Below are 16011 nucleotides of genomic sequence, written 5' to 3'. Positions count from 1 at the left end.
ACATGGCTCTCCGCGATATCCGTCTGTTCGGCGACCCAGTGCTCAACTCCGTCGCTGATCCGGTCACCGTCTTCGATTCAGCCTTGGAACGGCTTGTTCGAGACATGCTGGAGACGATGGACCACGCCGGCGGCGTCGGCCTCGCCGCCAACCAGATCGGACTGGCCCGCCGCGTGTTCGTCTTCGACTGCCAAGGCATGCGGGGCCACATTGTCAACCCCGTGTGGGAGTCGCTGGGCGAGGGGCTGCAGACTGGCATGGAGGGCTGTCTCTCCGTGCCGGGTGTGCGTGGCGAGGTCACCCGACACAACGCGGTGGTCGCTCGGGGCCAAGACTGCTTCGGCCGGCCGCTGGCGCTGCGCGGGACGGGGTTACTAGCCCGGTGCATCCAGCACGAGGCGGACCACTTGGACGGCGTGATGTTTATGCGCAGGATGGAACCCGAACAGCGCAAGGAAGCAATGGCGGCAATCCGTGCCGCAGATTGGAGGTAGGCACACACATGCGACTGGTATTCGCCGGCACCCCAGAGCCTGCGGCGGTGGCGCTGCGGAGGCTTCTCGCCTCCGAGCACGAGGTGGTTGCGGTGCTCACACGCCCGGATGCCCGCAAAGGACGGGGTCGAACGCTGCACCCTTCGCCGGTAAAGGCGCTCGCGCTCGAGCACGGTATCGAGGTGCTTACCCCGGAAACACTGGCGGGCGACAGCACCATCCAGCACAGGCTGCGCGAGTTGTCCCCGGACGCCGTGCCTGTGGTCGCGTACGGCAACCTCATCCCAGCCGACATGCTGGACATTCCGGCGCACGGATGGGTGAACCTGCATTTCTCGCTGCTCCCGGCTTGGCGCGGCGCAGCACCGGTGCAGGCTGCGATCGCCAACGGTGACGAGGTGACCGGCGCCACCACCTTCCGCATCGATGAGGGCCTGGATACCGGAGACATCCTGGGCAAGCTGGAAACTGGGATCGGGCAGACCGAAACCAGCGGAGAACTGCTGGAGCGCCTCGCCGACACGGGCGCGGGCCTGCTGGCTGCGACCATGGACGCGCTCGAGGCCGGGACCGCAACGCCCACCCCGCAGCCGCAGGAGGGAACCTACGCCCACAAGATCACCCCGGCGGACGCCCGGGTGGACTGGGCACAGCCGGCCTCGGTGATTGACCGCGGCATCCGGGCGCACACCCCAGCGCCCGGTGCGTGGACAATGCGCGGGGAGGAACGCTTCAAGCTCGGCCCCATTACCCCGACTGACGGGGACACACTGGCCCCGGGCCAGGCGTGGTTTGGCAAAAATGAGGTGCTGGTGGGCACCGCTGACGGCGACGTGCGCTTGGGCACGATCCAGCCGCCGGGCAAGAAAATGATGAACGCTGCGGATTGGGCTCGCGGGCTCAGCCCGGAAGCGAAAGAGGGAGTGGTGTTCGAATGAGCGGAGGGTTTCGGTCGCGCTCCGCGGGGCGCCGCGACGACAAGCCGGAAGGCAATAAGGGCCAGAAGCAGGGCCGCGCACAGGCGCGGCACCAGACGCGCGGGCAGGGTGGTGGACGCCAGCGCTACACAGTGAAGGGCCGTCCGGCCAGCATCGGTGACCCGGCGCGCGAGGCGGCGTTTGAGGTCGTGTTGCGCGTGGCACGGGACGGGGCATTTGCCAACCTCACCCTGCCCGGCATCCTGCGGGAGCGGGCGATCGCCGGCCGCGACGCCGCATTTGCTACTGAACTGGCCTACGGCACGCTGCGCTCGCTCGGGGTGCTCGACGCGGTAATAGCGAAGAACTCGTCGCGTGAGCTCAACCGCATTGCGCCCGAGGTCCTCGCCGCGCTTCGCCTAGGCACCTACCAGCTCCTGAACACCCGCGTCGGCGACCACGCCGCAGTGGACACGTCCGTGCGGCTGGTCGAGGCGGCCGGCCACGACAAGGCCAAAGGCTTTGCCAACGGCGTGTTGCGCTCCGTCGGCCGCACGCCTGCTGAGGAGTGGCTGCGCACGCTTGCGCCGAAAAGCGAGATGGGAGCGCTCGCCTTCACCCACGCCCACCCGGAGTGGATCGCGCGTGCCTTTGCCGAGGCGCTCGGCGACAAGAGGGGCGAGCTCGAGGCCGCGCTCGAGGCGGACTCAGCCCGCCCGGTTGTGCACCTTGTGGCGCGCCCCGGCGAGATCAGCGCCGAGGAGCTCGCGCTGTCCACGGGTGGCGAGCAGGGTAAGTACTCGCCGTACGCGGTCTACCTGCCGGAGGGGGACCCGGGGCAGCTCGACCCGGTGCGCGACGGCCTCGCCGCGGTGCAAGACGAAGGCTCCCAGGTCATCGCTCGGGCGGTTACTGAGGTGCCGGTCGGCGACGATCACGGCCGGTGGCTCGACCTGTGCGCGGGGCCTGGAGGCAAGGTTGCCCTGATGGGTGCCATCGCGGCAATTGACGGCGCCACGGTCGACGCCGTGGAGGTCAGTCCGCACCGTGCGGAGCTGATTGCCAAGACGGTGCGCGGCCTGCCTGTGACGGTGCACACCGCCGACGGGCGGGACACCGGCCTCGAGCCGGGCTACGACCGCGTGCTTGTGGACGCTCCCTGCTCCGGGCTGGGGGCTTTGCGGCGCCGCCCGGAAGCTCGCTGGACGAAAGCGGAGAGCGACATCGCCGAGCTCAACCAGCTCCAGGAGGAGTTGCTGGAGTCGGCGGTTGAGCTGGCTAAGCCCGGCGGAGTCATCGTCTATTCCACGTGCTCGCCGGATGTGCGAGAGACCCGAAGGATCGTCGAGAAGCAGTTGGCCAAAGGCTGCGTTGAGGAACTCGACGCTCGCGAGTGGGCCGCCGGCATGGAGGACGTCGGCGACGGCCCGAGCGTGCAGATGTGGCCCCACCGGCACGGCACCGACGCGATGTTCTACGCGGTGCTGCGCAAAACCGGAACGCTAGGGTAGTGCCCATGATTCAGATTGCCCCATCGATTCTGGCGGCCAACTACGCGGCTCTCGGCGAGGACGTGCGCAAGGTGGCGAACGCGGACCTGATCCACGTGGACATCATGGACGGCCACTTTGTGCCCAATCTTTCATTCGGCCCGGACGTGACCAAGGCGGTCAACGGGGTCACAGACCAATTCCTGGACATGCATTTGATGATCGAGGAGCCTGAGCGTTGGTTCGACACCTATGTGCGTGCCGGCGGCGACCGCCTTGTGTTCCACGTCGAGGCCACCGATGACCACGTCGGGGCCGCCAAGCAGTGCCGCGAGTTAGGGGTGCAGTCGGGGTTTGCCATCAAGCCCGGCACCGCGATCGAGCCATACCTGGACGACCTCGAGCACTTCGACCAGGTGATGGTGATGAGTGTGGAGCCCGGGTTTGGCGGCCAGAAATTTATGCCGGAGGTGCTGAGCAAGGTGATGGTGCTGCGCGACCGCATCGCGGAGGCAGGCCTGGACACCATCATCGGCATCGACGGCGGCATCGCGGACGCGACCATCGCCCAGGCTGCAGAGGCCGGCGTGGACGCGTTCGTGGCCGGTTCCGCAGTCTTTGGCGCCGTTAATCCGGCCGAGGCGGTGGAGCGTCTGCGCGAGCTCGCCCGCGAGGCGGCGCAGGCGTGACGGAGGAACTCGGCGCAATTTCCGCCGCGATTGCGGCAGGTGAATCCGTCCGTGGCACAACGTCGCCGAACCCGCCGGTGGGCTGCGCGCTTGTCAGCGCCTCCGGTGAGCTCATCGCAACCGGCGCGACCTCGCCAGCGGGCGGGCCGCACGCGGAGATCAACGCCCTGCGACAGGCGGGTGCGCGCGCCCGGGGCGCCACCGCCGTGGTGACCCTGGAGCCGTGCAACCACACTGGTCGCACCGGCCCATGCGCCCGTGCGCTCGTAGAGGCGGGGGTTAAACGGGTGGTGTATTTCACCGCCGACCCCAACAAAGCAGCTGCCGGCGGGGCCGCGTACCTGCGGGACCACGGCGTTGAGGTGGACTTCCGGCCGGTGCGGGTGGCGGCGCTGCAACCATGGCTGCGCTCTGTGCGACACGGTCGCCCGAGCGTGACGCTGAAGTTCGCCTCCACGCTCGACGGTTTTACCGCCGCAGCTGACGGCACGAGTCAGTGGATCACAGGCGAAGCCGCCAGGGAACAGGTGCACGAGGACCGCACGAAGATCGATGCAATCATCGTCGGCACCGGCACCGCGATCGCGGACGACCCGTCGCTGACCGCACGGTTCCCAGACGGCACGCTTCGACAGCACCAGCCGCGCCACGTGGTTATCGGCTCACGCGAGGTCCCCGAGGGCAACCTCTCGCGCCTGGGATTCGAGCAGTACGCCGCACCCCACGAGGCGCTGGACGCGCTGTGGCACACCGGGGCGCGCGACGTGCTGGTCGAAGGTGGGGCGACACTCGCCGCGAGTTTCCTTGAGCTGGATTTGGTGGACACGGTGCAGGCCTATATCGCGCCCGCGCTCCTCGGCGCCGGCCGCGGGGTCCTGGATCGTGCGATCGCGGGCACCATCGCCGACGCTTACCGCTTCCGCACCACCGCGGTGCGGCAGGTGGGCGATGACGTGTTCATAGAAATGGAGAGAGATGTTTACGGGACTTATTGAGGAAATCGGAACGGTGGAAGAGCTGGTGCCGCTTGGCGACGCCGTCCGGATCGCCGTGCGCGCCCCCAAGGTCACCCAAGACGCGGTCGCCGGCGACTCGATCGCCGTGGACGGCGTGTGCCTGACTGTGGTGGACAACGCCTCCGGCACCTTTACCGCGGACGTCATGCGCGAGACGCTGGACCGCTCGCGGCTCGGCTCCTACGCACCCGGGTCGCGGGTCAATCTTGAGCGCGCGCTCGCGGCCGGCCAGCGCATGGGCGGCCACATCGTTCAGGGACACGTCGACGGCGTGGCCGAGGTGGTTTCGCGGACAGCTTCGGAACACTGGGAGGTCGTGCGCTTCACGTTGCCGCAGCAGTTAAACCGCTATGTCGTGGAGAAGGGGTCGATCGCCGTCAATGGCACGTCCTTGACCGTCTCGGCGGTGAGTGAGGGGTACTTCGAGGTGTCGCTCATCCCCACCACACTGAGCGAGACCACCGCTGGCGCGCTACAACCGGGCGATCCGGTGAACCTGGAAGTAGACGTGATGGCCAAATACGTTGAAAAGATGGTGCAGGGTTAGGGTTGAGCGCTATGACTTCCCTCAACTCGTTGAACTCCACGTTGGATACTGTCGAGGAGGCCATCGCCGCCATCCGCGCAGGTAAGGCCGTTGTCGTGGTGGACAGCGAGGACCGGGAAAACGAGGGTGACCTCATCTTCGCCGCCCAGGACGCAACACCGGAACTCGTGGCCTTCACGGTGCGCCACACGTCCGGCTACATCTGCGTGTCCATGTCGGACGAGCGCGCCACCGCGCTCGAGCTGCCGCCGATGGTGGCCGACAACCAGGATCTCCACGGCACCGCCTACGCGGTCACCGTCGACGCGGCCACAGGCACCACCGGCATCTCCGCCCGCTCGCGCGCGACCACTATCGCAATGCTCGCCGACGGCTCCGCCACCCCCGCCTCCTTCACCCGGCCCGGCCACGTGGTCCCGTTGCGGGCGAAGGCAGGTGGCGTCCTCGAGCGCCCCGGCCATACCGAAGCAGCGGTGGATCTTGCGCGCCTGGCCGGCAAGGCGCCTGTGGGGGCGTTGTGCGAGATCGTCTCCGAGGACGACCCCACGGACATGGCGCGGTTCGGGGAGCTGCGTCGCTTCGCTGACACCCATAACCTGCCCATGATTTCCATCGAGCAGCTGGCAGACTACCGCCGCCACCACGAGCGCACCGTTGAGCGCGTCACGGAGGCGGCGCTGCCCACCGAGTACGGCGAATTCACCGCGGTGGGCTATCGCGACACCATCACCGGGGTGGAGCATGTGGCGTTGGTGGCCGGAGGCGTCGACACGCTCGCGGGCGCGAACGACGTGCTCGTCCGGGTGCACTCGGAGTGCCTAACGGGCGACGTGTTCGCCTCCAAGCGCTGCGATTGCGGGCCGCAGCTGCACGAATCCATGCGTCGCATCCAGCAGGCCGGCCGCGGCGTGGTGGTGTACCTGCGAGGGCACGAGGGCCGCGGTATCGGGTTGCTGGCCAAGCTTAAGGCTTACCGCCTGCAAGATCAGGGTTTGGACACGGTGGACGCCAACCTGGAGCAGGGTTTGCCTGCGGACGCGAGGGAGTATTCCGCCGCGGGGCAGATCCTGGCCGATCTTGGGATGGGTTCCTTAGATATCCTCACCAACAACCCGGAAAAGATCGACGCGCTGACGGGTTACGGCCCCGAGGTGGCGGGCCGCAGTAGGATCGAAATCGTTCCCACACACGACAACATCGAGTACCTGCGCACAAAGCGCGACCGGATGGGGCACGACTTGCCCGGCGTAGCCGAATGGCTGGCCGCGCATCCGGGGTACGAACACTAAGGAGCACCAGTGGCATCGACCGGAGCACCAGAGGACTATTCCATACACGCGGAGGGCATGACCATCGCGGTCGTCTACACCCGCTGGAACGACAAAATCGTCGACCTGCTGCGCAGCGGTGCGCGGGATGAAGCGCGAGAACTCGGTGTGAAGGTGGAGGAGTACGCCGTGGCCGGCGCACTGGAGCTGCCGGTCGTCGTGCAGGCGTGCGCGCGGCGCTACGACGCGGTTGTGGCCCTCGGCTGCGTCATTCGCGGGGAAACGGCGCACTTCCAGTATGTGTGCGATTCCGTCACTACCGGTTTGACCAGGGTTGCGCTGGACGAGCAGACCCCGGTAGGCAACGGCGTGCTCACCGTCGACGACGAGGACCAGGCCTATGAGCGCGCCGGCGGGGAAGACGCCAAGGAGGACAAAGGCGCGGAGGCTATGCGAGCGGCCGCCGGCACCGCCGCTGAGCTGCGTAAGGTTCGTGCCCTGCCGTTGAAGGGTTAGAGTAACCGGAAAGCGTGGTGCGCCTGCGGGCGTCGACACGCACATAGCTCGAGCGTTTGTAAGGAGAGTGGGAGTGGCTCACCAACACAACCCGACGGAACTTTCGGGCCGGGACGAGGTTGCCTACCTCAACGCGCTCGACCCGCACGCGACCACAACCAGGAAGCCGTGGGACCTTGAGATCTCGTCCAAGTTTTTACGCAACGTGGCCGTGGGCTGGGTCGTCTTGGTTATGGCAGTGCACGTTTTCATGGCCTGGGCCGTGGACGCGGAGTTCACGGGCGTGGCCATCACCGACCTAGACAAATTCGCCTTCATCGGCGTCGGCCTCGTCATCTCCCTGTTGTCGTGGATCGCTCTGACGCGCCCACGCGTGCGCGCGAACGAGGACGGGGTGCAGGTACGCAACATCATCGGCACCCGTTACTACCCGTGGGTGGTGATCTACGGGCTGAGCTTTCCCAAGGGCTCGCGTATGGCGCGGCTGGAACTGCCGGAGTTCGAATACGTCCCGCTGTGGGCCATTCAATCCGCCGACAAGGAGTGGGCGCTGAAGGCCGTGGAGGACTTCCGGGCTCTGGAAGCCCAGTACATGCCGCAGGATTAACCCTTGGCAGATCCGCAGAGTTACCGCCCAGCACCGGGCACAATCCCGACCGATCCGGGCGTATACAAGTTCCGTGACCGCGATGGCCGCGTCATCTATGTGGGTAAAGCAAAGAACCTGCGTGCGCGCCTGAACAACTACTTCCAGCCGCCGAACACGTTGCACCCCCGCACCCGCCAGATGGTGTACACGGGTGCCTCAGTGGAGTGGACCGTCGTGGCCTCCGAGGTGGAGGCGCTGCAGCTGGAATACACCTGGATCAAGCGCTTCGACCCGTGGTTCAACGTCATGTACCGCGACGACAAGACGTACCCCATGCTCGCGGTCAGCGTGAGGGAGCGCTACCCACGCGCGTTTTTCTACCGCGGCCCGAAGCGCAAGGGCGTGCGCTACTTCGGCCCCTACTCTCATGCGTGGGCCGTGCGCGAGACGCTTGATCTACTCACCCGCGTTTTCCCAATACGCACGTGCTCAAACGGAGTGTTTAACCGCCACGAATCGCTCGGGCGGCCGTGCCTGCTGGGATACATCGACAAGTGCGCGGCCCCGTGCGTGGGGCGCGTGGACGAGGCGGAGTACGACGAGATTGTCCAGGGCTTCCTCGGGTTCATGTCCGGCCGCACGGATCAACTAGTGCGCGGCATCACCACGCAGATGACCGAGGCAGCGGAGAACTTGGAGTTCGAGCGCGCGGCGAGGCTGCGCGACGACTTGGGGGCGGTGAACAAGGTCATGGAGCGCCAGACGGTGGTGCTGGGCCAAGACACCGACGCCGACATCGTCGCGTTCGACACCGACGAGCTTGAGGCCGCGGTACAGATCTTCAATGTTCGGGACGGCCGCATCAAGGCGCAGCGCGGCTGGGTGGTCGAGAAAACCGGCGACGAGCCGGGCGCCTCCGAGCGCCTTGACGAAGGTCAAGCAGATCCGACCTTGCCCACCTTGATGCAGAACTTTCTCGTGCAGTACTACTCGGATGCCGTTGAGCGGGTGCGCCTTGAGCAGGAAGAAGACCGTAAGATCGAGGCGCAGAAGGTGCGCCGCCGCGGTGTCGACCAAGAATCGCGCGCGAAGGCGGAGGCGCCGATGCCGGTGCCCCGCGAGATTCTCGTGGAGGCGCTGCCGGCGGAACTGCCGGAGGTTGCGGAACTGCTGGCGGAACTTCGCGGCGGGCCCGTCGACATCCGCGTGCCGCAGCGTGGCGACAAGCGGGCACTGATGGAGACCGTGCACAAGAACGCGGCGGAGGCGCTGCACCAGCACAAGCTCAAGCGAGTGGGCGACCTCACGGCCCGCTCGCAGGCTTTGCAGGATATCCAAGAAGCGCTGGGCATGGACGAGGCGCCGCTTCGCATCGAGTGCACGGATATTTCGCACATTCAGGGCACCGACGTTGTTGCGTCGCTGGTGGTGTTCGAGGACGGGCTTCCCAAGAAGAACGACTACCGTCGCTACCGCATCAAGGAGGCCGCGGGTGACGGCCATTCCAACGACGTCGGCTCGATTGCAGAAGTGACCCGCCGTCGCTTCAAGCGCTACAACGAAGACAAGTTGGCGAACCCGGACGAGGTGGCAGACGAGCAAACCTTCGAGGACGAGGCGGACGAGACCACGGGCGCGAAGCGCTTTGCGTACCCGCCCCAGCTATTCATCGTGGACGGCGGCAAGCCCCAGGTTACGGCCGCTCAGGAGGTGTTCGACGAGCTCGGCATCGTGGATGTGCAGCTCATCGGCCTCGCGAAGCGTTTGGAAGAGGTCTGGGTTCCGGACGACGACGAGCCGGTTATCTTGCCGCGTAACTCGGAGGGCATGTACCTGCTGCAGCAGGTGCGCGACGAGGCGCACCGTTTCGCCATCACCTACCACCGCCAGCAGCGCTCCAAGCGCATGCGCTCCTCCGCGCTCGACGCCGTTCCGGGGCTGGGGCCCGCTCGCCGCACGGACCTGGTCAAGCATTTCGGCTCGGTAAAGAAGATCAAGGAGGCGTCGGTCGAGGAAATCCAGCAGGTCAAGGGCGTGGGACCAAAGTTGGCGGAGACCATCTACGGCCACCTGCACGACCAGTAGCACGCGGCTTCTCGACGTCGCTTCGCTGCCGCCTTGTCTAGGATGAGGGCTATGCCCACCACACCCCACACCCCCGCGTTGCCCCACGACACCACTGAGGCGCGGACGCGCCCGGTGATCATCACGGGCCTGTCCGGCGGCGGCTTGTCCACCGCAGCGAAGGTGTTCGAGGACAAAGGCTACTTCGTCTCCCAGAACCTGCCTCCCCAGCTCATCCTGGAGCTCGTCGACCTCGCTGCGGCGGATGATTCTCCCGTCGACCGCCTCGCGGTTGTCACCGACGTCCGTGCGTCGATGTTCAAGGGCTCGCTGATGAGCACCATCGCGGGGATACGCGAGCGCGGGTACGACCCGTTCATTCTGTTCTTGGAGGCACGCGACGACGTCCTCATCCGCCGTTTCGACTCGGTGCGGCGAACCCACCCGATGCAGGGCGACGGCACGCTGCAGTCCGGCATTGAGCGCGAACGGGAGGCAATGGAGGACCTCCGGGCCTCTGCCGACGTCATCATCGACACGACCAGCTTGTCGGTGCATGACCTGCGCCGCGCGGTTGAGGCGTCGGTGGGTGAACTACCCCTCGGGCGGCAGCACATCACCATCGAATCCTTCGGGTTCAAGCACGGCTCACCGCGCGACGCCGATATCGTGCTCGACGTCCGGTTCTTGCCAAACCCGTACTGGGTGGAGGAGCTGCGCGAATTCCGCGGTGTAGACCAGGCCGTGGCCGACTACGTGCTGAGCCAGGACGGTGCCAGGGACTACGTCGACAACGTCGTCGAGTTGCTCTCGAGCACCCTTGGGGGCTACCGCCACGAGGGCAAGGACTTCATTACCGTCGGTGTCGGCTGCACGGGTGGACACCACCGCTCGGTTGCGGTGGCAGAGGCAATCGGCAAGCGGCTGAGCCAACAGGGACAGGTGGACGTGAATGTCATCCACCGTGACCTGGAGCGCCACTAACCCCACACACCAGGCCAGAGAAAGAAGGGTCAAGTGAGCCATGTGTCGTATACGTGCCTTGGGGGAGGGCACGGCCTGTACCAGACGCTGACCGCTGCGCGCGCTGCGGGAGCCTCCACCATTAACGCCGTAGTCACGGTGGCTGATGACGGAGGATCGTCCGGCCGTCTTCGCCGCGAGATGGACATTGTTCCCCCAGGTGATCTGCGTATGGCGCTCGCCGCGCTGACAGCGAGCGACGAGGACGGCTCGATGTGGCGCGAGACGCTTCAGCACCGGTTCGGAGGCCACGGAGCGATGGCGGGCCACGCCCTAGGCAACCTCCTCATCACTGGGCTTGCGGAGCGCCTCGGCGACACGCAGGCGGCTCTCGACCGAGTCGCGGCGTGGACAGGATCCGCAGGCAGGGTGATCCCCGTGTGCCCCCAGCCCCTCGACATCGAGGCGGAAGTTGCGGGGTTAGACGACGATCCTCGTGTGCTGCGTGCCGTGCGCGGGCAGGTCGCGGTGGCGACTACTCCTGGCGCGGTGCGGCGAGTGCGGCTGATCCCTGCGCAGCCGGCGGCCAGCGCCGCAGCGGTGCGGGCGATCCTGGATGCCGATGTGGTGACTATCGGACCCGGCTCATGGTTCTCGTCTGTCATCCCGCACATTCTCGTCCCCGATATCGCGCAGGCCCTTAACGAGACGGATGCGACCGTCGTGGTCATCCTCAACTTGTCCCCGGAGGCGGGGGAGACACCGGGTTTTAGCACCGAGCGCCATATCCACGTCTTCTCGCAGCACGCCCCGGACCTGCGGGTGGATTATGTGCTTGCGGATGAGCACACAGCCACGTCCCCCGGCGAGCGGGACAACATCGCGCGGGCCGCGGGCCGATTGGGCGCACAGGTGGTGTTTGCGCCGCTGCGTGAGGTGGGGGACGACCGGGTGGCCTCGAACCGGCACGACCCCGACAAATTGGCAGCTGCCCTCAAGGCACTTGGCCCCACGCGATAGACTGCTGGGCGATTCACACCTGCACGATAGATGAGGGGAGGCGCCGGTGGCGCTGACGGCCAAGGTCAAGGATGAGCTTTTGCGCGCCACGGGCGGCGGTTTGGAAGCGCGCAGTGCCGAAGCGACCGCGCTGATTCGCTTCGGCGGGGAGCTGCGTCCTTCTGAGCGGGGTGTCGCCATTGTTGCTGGTTTTGCAGAGGAGGCAGTCGCCCGTCGCTTGGCCCGCACGCTGACCGATTTATGTGCGGTTAGCGCGCCGGTGGAGCTTATTCCGGCATCGTCCGCCAGCCGGGATTGCCGTTATGAAGTCCGGGTTGAGGACGGAGCGGCGGACGTTATCCGCTCGCTGAAGCTCGTTACCGCGTCCGGTCACCCGGTAGTCGGCATGCCGCGGCAAATCATCTCGGGCCCCATGGCCGGGGTGGAGGCCGCGTGGCGCGGATCGTTTCTTGCCCGTGGTCGGCTCACTGAGCCGGGTCGCGCCGCAAGCCTCGAAGTAGCGTGCCCAGGCCAAGAGGCGGCACTTGCCCTGGTGGGCTTGGCTCGGAGAATGGGGCTCACGGCGAAGACTCGTGAGACCCGAGGTATCGAGCGCGTGACCCTGCGCGATGGCGAGGCAATCGGCATTTTGCTCAGCCGCATGGGTGCGCCCGCCGCCCGTATCGAATGGGACACCAAGCGCGAAACCCGGGCGGCCACCGCGAAGACCAATAGCCGTCTCGCCACGTTCGACGACGCGAACACGCGCCGCTCCGCGCAGGCGGCTGCAGCCGCGGCGGCTCGCGTGGAGCGGGCGATGGACATTCTCGGTGACGACGTTCCTGAGCACCTCGCCGAAGCCGGCTTCCTCCGTGTCGAGCACCGTCACGCGTCACTGGAGGAGCTCGGTCGGCTGGCGGATCCGCAAATGACCAAGGACGCGGTCGCAGGCCGCATTCGTCGCCTCCTGTCGCTGGCCGACAAACGGGCGGCAGAACTCGGCATTGAAGACACTCACGGGACAGCCACCACTTAGGCTGGCAGTCAGTGGCATTTGTCACATCAGGTCCGGTCTGTGTCACTCCGGGGGTAGAAAACTGCTGGCGCTCACCCCCCCGCCGCGATCGATCCGGGCTCAAACCCACATTGATTGGCAGATCCGGTTGCGGTTCCTGCCCCCGGTTTCTCTGCCACGCCCGCGCCCCCTGCAGGTAAAAGTCAAGCTCATTACACTCGAAATCGGAACGACACAGGCACAAAGACGAGGAGTTTGACTGTGACTACCCGCATTGGCATCAACGGTTTCGGCCGCATCGGCCGCGCAGCGTTTCGCATCATCGAGAACGAGTACAAGGGCGAGCTCGAAGTCGTCAAGATCAACGACCTCACCGACAACCAGACGCTGGCTCACCTGATGAAGTACGACACCGCCTACGGCCAGTTCGACCACGACATCGAGTACGACGACGAATCCATCACGGTCGACGGCCGCCGGATCGCGGTCTCCGAGGAGAAGGATCCCGCCAACCTCGCGTGGGGCGACGCGGATGTCGACATCGTGCTCGAGTGCACCGGCGTGTTCCGCAAGGGCCCTGACGCCAAGGCGCACATTGACGCCGGCGCGAAGAAGGTCATCATTTCTGCGCCGGGCAAGGAGGTGGACGGCACCTACGTGTGGGGCGTCAACCACACCGATTACACGGGTAGCGAAGATGTCATTTCCGCCGCATCTTGCACGACCAACTCGCTTGCGCCGGTAGCTAAGGTGCTCGACGATGCGTTTGGCATCGAGCGTGGGTTGATGACCACCATCCACGCTTACACCGGCGACCAGCGGCTGCAGGACGCACCTCACAGGGACCTGCGTCGTGCACGCGCGGCGGCGCAGAACATCGTGCCGACCACGACCGGCGCCGCGAAGGCAGTGGCCCTGGTGCTGCCGAACTTGGAGGGCAAGCTGGACGGCTTCGCCATGCGCGTGCCCACCATCACCGGTTCCGCGACCGACCTCACGGTAACCCTGCGCGAGGACGTCACCGTGGAGGACGTCAACCAGGCGGTGAAGAACGCGGTGCAGGACGCGGAGTTCGGCCGCGCCATGCAATACACCGAAGACCCGATCGTTTCCTCCGACATTATCGGCAACACCCACGGGGCCATTTTTGATGCGGGCATGACCCGCGTCATCGACGGAAACCTGGTCAAGATCATCTCCTGGTACGACAACGAGTGGTCGTACACCTCGCAGTACATCCGCCTGGCAAAGTTTGTGGCTGACAAACTGTAAGGCGTGACGCTGATACGGGCCCGCAACAATAGTGACGTTGCGGGCCCGTTTTTCATACGATGGATACGGTTCACACAATGAAGGAGAGACCTATGACCAAGAATCTGCAGCAGCTTCTCGACGAAGGCGTGGACGGGCGCCACGTCCTGGTGCGGTCGGACTTGAACGTCCCGCTCGATGACGACGGCAACATCACCGACGCTGGTCGCATCGACGCGTCGCTGCCCACATTGAAGGCCCTGCTTGACGCAGGCGCGAAGGTCATCGTGATGGCGCATCTGGGGCGTCCGAAGGGCGAGGTCAACCCCAAATTCTCGCTTGCACCCGTTGCTGAGGCGCTTTCCGAGCGGCTCGGCCAGTTCGTCCCGCTCGCTGCCGATGTCTCAGGCGAGGACGCGCACGAGCGTGCAAACGGCCTGACCGAAGGAGAGATCCTCCTTCTGGAAAACGTCCGCTTCGACCCGCGCGAGACCTCCAAGGATGAGGCAGAGCGGGCCGCGTTCGCCGACGAGCTGGCCGCGCTCGCGGCGGACGACGGCGCCTTCGTCTCCGACGGCTTCGGCGTGGTCCACCGCGCGCAGGCTTCCGTCTACGACGTGGCGAAGGCGCTGCCCGCCTACGCGGGCTACCTCGTAGATAAGGAAGTCGCGACCCTGAATTCCGTGAAGAACGACCCGGCGCACCCGTACGTGGTGGTGCTCGGTGGTTCGAAGGTGTCTGACAAGCTCGGTGTCATCGAAGCGCTGGCGGAGAAAGCGGACCAGATCATCATCGGCGGCGGTATGTGCTACACCTTCCTCGCTGCTCAAGGCCACGACGTGCAGAATTCCCTCCTTCAAGAGGACATGGTGGGCACGTGCAAGGATCTCATCGAGCGTTTCGGCGAGAAGCTGCTGCTACCGGTGGACGTCGCCGCAGGCGCCGAGTTTGCCAAGGACACCGAGAAGAGGATTGTCGGCGTGGATGCGATTCCGGAGGGCTGGATGGGCCTCGACATCGGACCAGAGACAGCGAAGCGTTACGCCGAGGCACTTGCAGCCTCCAAGACGGTGTTCTGGAACGGCCCGATGGGTGTGTTTGAGTTCCCGAACTTCGCAGATGGCACCAAGGCTGTGGCCGAGGCAATGATCGCCGCGACCAAAGACAACGGTTCCTTCACCGTCGTCGGCGGCGGCGACTCTGCGGCGTCGGTGCGCACGCTCGGCCTCGACGAGGACGGCTTCTCCCACATCTCTACCGGCGGCGGCGCCTCCCTCGAACTCATTGAGGGTAAGGACCTGCCGGGCGTCTCCGTTCTGAACTAGTTCAACCTAGGAGGTATTTCACGCTATGGCACGCACCCCACTTATCGCCGGCAACTGGAAAATGAACCACGACCACCTTCAGGCCATCCAGAGTGCCCAGAAACTCGTCTTCGCGTTTCCGAAAGACGGCTACGAGTACGTCGATATCGCCTTGACGGTTCCGTTCACGGATCTGCGCTCGATCCAGACGCTGGTCGAGGGCGACAAACTCAAGATCACCTACGGTGCCCAGGACGTCTCCGAGCACGACAACGGTGCGTTCACCGGCGACATCTCCGCTGCGATGCTGGAGAAACTGGGTTGCTCTTGGGTGGTCGTGGGCCACTCGGAGCGCCGTGAGTACCACGGGGAGACCAACGAGCAGGTCGCCGCAAAGGCAGCCAAAGCCATCGAACACGGCATCGTCCCGATCGTCTGCGTCGGCGAGCCCCTGGAGGTACGCGAGGCGGGCGAGCATGTCTCCTACGTCGTCCAGCAGGCACGCGAATCGCTGGCGGGCGTGGACCTGTCCCGCACCGTCATCGCGTACGAGCCGGTCTGGGCGATCGGCACCGGTAAGGTAGCCTCCGCGCAGGACGCGCAGGAAGTCTGCCACGGCATCCGCGAGCTGGTGCGGGAGCTCAGCGACGACACTGTGGCCGACCAGATCCGCATCCTCTACGGCGGCTCCGTCAAGGCGGACACGGTGGCAGAGATCATCGGCCAGCCTGATGTGGACGGTGGTCTTGTCGGAGGCGCGTCACTCGACGGGCAAGACTTTGCAAAACTCGCCGCCGCGGCCGCCAACTCTGTGATGTAGCCGCAGCGCAGGTAAGTACTTGCGGTGGTGTAAGCTCCCTGGAAGAGTTTGCACCGTCTCCCATTTGAA

16 protein-coding genes are annotated in these 16011 nt (G+C 65.8%); all 16 read left to right on the top strand.

Annotated features, from left to right (window positions below; translation table 11 throughout):
• The first annotated feature begins 2 nt into the window (after positions 1 to 2).
• The gene (gene def, locus CUREI_RS06340) at positions 3 to 494 is read left to right on the top strand and encodes a peptide deformylase (protein ID WP_038611744.1); all 492 of its coding nucleotides are present in this window, start codon (positions 3 to 5) and stop codon (positions 492 to 494) included.
• Positions 495 to 502: 8 nt separating this feature from the next.
• Positions 503 to 1432, top strand: coding sequence for a methionyl-tRNA formyltransferase (gene fmt / locus CUREI_RS06335; RefSeq protein WP_038611742.1), 930 nt, complete (start codon positions 503 to 505; stop codon positions 1430 to 1432).
• The gene (locus tag CUREI_RS06330; protein ID WP_038611740.1) at positions 1429 to 2922 is read left to right on the top strand and encodes an RsmB/NOP family class I SAM-dependent RNA methyltransferase; all 1494 of its coding nucleotides are present in this window, start codon (positions 1429 to 1431) and stop codon (positions 2920 to 2922) included. Before fmt ends, CUREI_RS06330 begins: the two co-directional genes overlap by 4 nt.
• A 5-nt stretch (positions 2923 to 2927) precedes the next feature.
• Positions 2928 to 3590 carry a ribulose-phosphate 3-epimerase gene (gene rpe / locus CUREI_RS06325; protein WP_038611736.1) on the top strand — a complete coding sequence of 221 codons (663 nt, stop codon included), beginning with the start codon at positions 2928 to 2930 and terminating at the stop codon, positions 3588 to 3590.
• Complete coding sequence (ribD, locus tag CUREI_RS06320) at positions 3587 to 4585, top strand: bifunctional diaminohydroxyphosphoribosylaminopyrimidine deaminase/5-amino-6-(5-phosphoribosylamino)uracil reductase RibD (protein ID WP_038611734.1); 999 nt, start codon at positions 3587 to 3589, stop codon at positions 4583 to 4585. Before rpe ends, ribD begins: the two co-directional genes overlap by 4 nt.
• On the top strand, positions 4566 to 5153 hold the full coding sequence (locus CUREI_RS06315) for a riboflavin synthase (RefSeq protein WP_038611732.1): 588 nt from the start codon (positions 4566 to 4568) through the stop codon (positions 5151 to 5153). The genes ribD and CUREI_RS06315 overlap by 20 nt, the downstream gene beginning before the upstream one ends.
• An 11-nt stretch (positions 5154 to 5164) precedes the next feature.
• A complete protein-coding gene (locus tag CUREI_RS06310; RefSeq protein ID WP_038611729.1) occupies positions 5165 to 6442 on the top strand; it encodes a bifunctional 3,4-dihydroxy-2-butanone-4-phosphate synthase/GTP cyclohydrolase II in 1278 nt (425 codons plus the stop codon).
• Positions 6443 to 6451: 9 nt separating this feature from the next.
• The gene (gene ribH, locus CUREI_RS06305) at positions 6452 to 6937 is read left to right on the top strand and encodes a 6,7-dimethyl-8-ribityllumazine synthase (protein ID WP_084768214.1); all 486 of its coding nucleotides are present in this window, start codon (positions 6452 to 6454) and stop codon (positions 6935 to 6937) included.
• A gap of 73 nt (positions 6938 to 7010) precedes the next feature.
• Positions 7011 to 7544 (top strand): PH domain-containing protein, encoded by a 534-nt coding sequence (locus CUREI_RS06300; RefSeq protein ID WP_236627164.1) that lies wholly within the window; start codon positions 7011 to 7013, stop codon positions 7542 to 7544.
• A gap of 3 nt (positions 7545 to 7547) precedes the next feature.
• The gene (uvrC, locus tag CUREI_RS06295; protein WP_038611723.1) at positions 7548 to 9611 is read left to right on the top strand and encodes an excinuclease ABC subunit UvrC; all 2064 of its coding nucleotides are present in this window, start codon (positions 7548 to 7550) and stop codon (positions 9609 to 9611) included.
• A gap of 51 nt (positions 9612 to 9662) precedes the next feature.
• Positions 9663 to 10574, top strand: a complete 912-nt coding sequence (rapZ, locus tag CUREI_RS06290) for an RNase adapter RapZ (protein WP_051952245.1) — start codon at positions 9663 to 9665, stop codon at positions 10572 to 10574.
• Positions 10575 to 10607: 33 nt separating this feature from the next.
• Complete coding sequence (locus CUREI_RS06285; protein ID WP_038611721.1) at positions 10608 to 11573, top strand: gluconeogenesis factor YvcK family protein; 966 nt, start codon at positions 10608 to 10610, stop codon at positions 11571 to 11573.
• 46 nt (positions 11574 to 11619) lie between these two features.
• On the top strand, positions 11620 to 12588 hold the full coding sequence (gene whiA / locus CUREI_RS06280; RefSeq protein ID WP_038611718.1) for a DNA-binding protein WhiA: 969 nt from the start codon (positions 11620 to 11622) through the stop codon (positions 12586 to 12588).
• Between the two features lie 240 nt (positions 12589 to 12828).
• On the top strand, positions 12829 to 13839 hold the full coding sequence (gene gap / locus CUREI_RS06275; RefSeq protein ID WP_038611715.1) for a type I glyceraldehyde-3-phosphate dehydrogenase: 1011 nt from the start codon (positions 12829 to 12831) through the stop codon (positions 13837 to 13839).
• 92 nt (positions 13840 to 13931) lie between these two features.
• Entirely contained in the window at positions 13932 to 15143 is a 1212-nt protein-coding gene (locus CUREI_RS06270; protein ID WP_038611712.1) for a phosphoglycerate kinase, read from the top strand.
• 25 nt (positions 15144 to 15168) lie between these two features.
• Entirely contained in the window at positions 15169 to 15942 is a 774-nt protein-coding gene (gene tpiA, locus CUREI_RS06265) for a triose-phosphate isomerase (protein WP_038611709.1), read from the top strand.
• Positions 15943 to 16011 lie beyond the last annotated feature (69 nt).

The organism is Corynebacterium ureicelerivorans, assembly GCF_000747315.1.
Classification (GTDB): Bacteria; Actinomycetota; Actinomycetes; order Mycobacteriales; family Mycobacteriaceae; genus Corynebacterium; species Corynebacterium mucifaciens.
Note: the sequence above shows the minus strand (reverse complement) of the source record. Positions and strands in the feature narration are given on the sequence as shown.

Coding starts and splice junctions, on each gene's coding strand:
- def (WP_038611744.1), top strand. CDS start 3: ATGGCTCTCCGCGATATCCGTCTGTTCGGCGACCCAGTGCTCAACTCC.
- fmt (WP_038611742.1), top strand. CDS start 503: ATGCGACTGGTATTCGCCGGCACCCCAGAGCCTGCGGCGGTGGCGCTG.
- CUREI_RS06330 (WP_038611740.1), top strand. CDS start 1,429: ATGAGCGGAGGGTTTCGGTCGCGCTCCGCGGGGCGCCGCGACGACAAG.
- rpe (WP_038611736.1), top strand. CDS start 2,928: ATGATTCAGATTGCCCCATCGATTCTGGCGGCCAACTACGCGGCTCTC.
- CUREI_RS06315 (WP_038611732.1), top strand. CDS start 4,566: ATGTTTACGGGACTTATTGAGGAAATCGGAACGGTGGAAGAGCTGGTG.
- CUREI_RS06310 (WP_038611729.1), top strand. CDS start 5,165: ATGACTTCCCTCAACTCGTTGAACTCCACGTTGGATACTGTCGAGGAG.
- rapZ (WP_051952245.1), top strand. CDS start 9,663: ATGCCCACCACACCCCACACCCCCGCGTTGCCCCACGACACCACTGAG.
- CUREI_RS06270 (WP_038611712.1), top strand. CDS start 13,932: ATGACCAAGAATCTGCAGCAGCTTCTCGACGAAGGCGTGGACGGGCGC.
- tpiA (WP_038611709.1), top strand. CDS start 15,169: ATGGCACGCACCCCACTTATCGCCGGCAACTGGAAAATGAACCACGAC.